The following is a 1155-nucleotide window of genomic DNA, read 5'->3' as shown; positions in this document are numbered from 1 at the left end:
GGGTAATACTCGCTTCTAATTTAATGGCTGTATTAATTCAAACTTTATCAGCTAAATTAGGAATCGCTACTGGGAGAAATCTTCCTGAAGTAGCTCGCGAAAACTTCCCCAAACCAGTTTCCATCGGTTTATGGATACAAGGGGAACTCGTTATTATGGCTACAGATTTAGCTGAATTTATCGGGGCAGCACTTGGCTTATACTTACTATTTGGAATTCCGATGTTACCAGCTGCTTTAATTACAGCAGTTGGATCATTTATTATTCTTGAATTTCAACGCAGAGGCTTTCGTCCATTAGAAGCTATCATAACAGGTATGATTTTTATCGTTGTTATCGCTTTTGGTATCCAAGTCTTTTACGCAAAACCGGAATTAAGCCCTCTACTCTCCGGACTTTTCACTCCAAAATTCCAAGGTGTAGATAGCATCCTTTTAGCAGCTGGAATTTTAGGTGCGACAGTGATGCCGCACGCGATATATTTACATTCGGCCTTAACGCAGCGCCGTGTAGTCGGAACAAATGATGAACAAAAGAAAAAGATTTTCCGCTTCGAATTCATCGATATTATTATTGCAATGGTTATCGCTGGAGCAATTAATGCAAGTATGTTAATTGTAGCAGCTGCACTATTCTTTAAAAACGGCTTGCACGTTGAAGACCTTGATGTTGCTTTTAACCAGTTCAGTAATTTAGTCGGTCCTGTATCGGCTGCATTATTTGGGATTGGACTTTTATCAGCAGGTTTATCTAGTTCTTCTGTTGGTACGATGTCTGGTGATATTATTATGCAAGGATTCATTCGAATGCATATTCCGTTATACTTACGCCGATTTATAACAATGATTCCGCCTCTCGTTATTATCGCTTTAGGTGTCAATCCAACTTACGCTCTCGTTATGAGTCAAGTTGTCTTATCCTTCGGTATTGCCTTTGCATTAGTACCACTTATTATGTTTACAAGTAATAAGAAGATTATGGGCGCACTCGTCAACCATCGCATTACAACATTTATCGCGTGGTTAATCGCTGCACTTATTATCGTTTTAAATATTTTCTTACTGTATCAAACATTTGTAGGTTAATAAAAAAGGGTATTCCAAATTTGATTTGGAATACCCTTTTTGTATGAAATGATTTCCTTCTACTTACCAC

General features: G+C 38.0%; 1 protein-coding gene. It reads left to right on the top strand.

All coding sequences use genetic code 11. The features are described from left to right. Positions 1 to 1085 (top strand): Nramp family divalent metal transporter (locus AC1DTM_RS27600; RefSeq protein WP_477001386.1); only part of this gene is annotated, 1085 nt, incomplete at its 5' end. Positions 1086 to 1155 lie beyond the last annotated feature (70 nt).

The organism is Bacillus sp. P4_D3, assembly GCF_056401855.1.
Note: the sequence above shows the minus strand (reverse complement) of the source record. Positions and strands in the feature narration are given on the sequence as shown.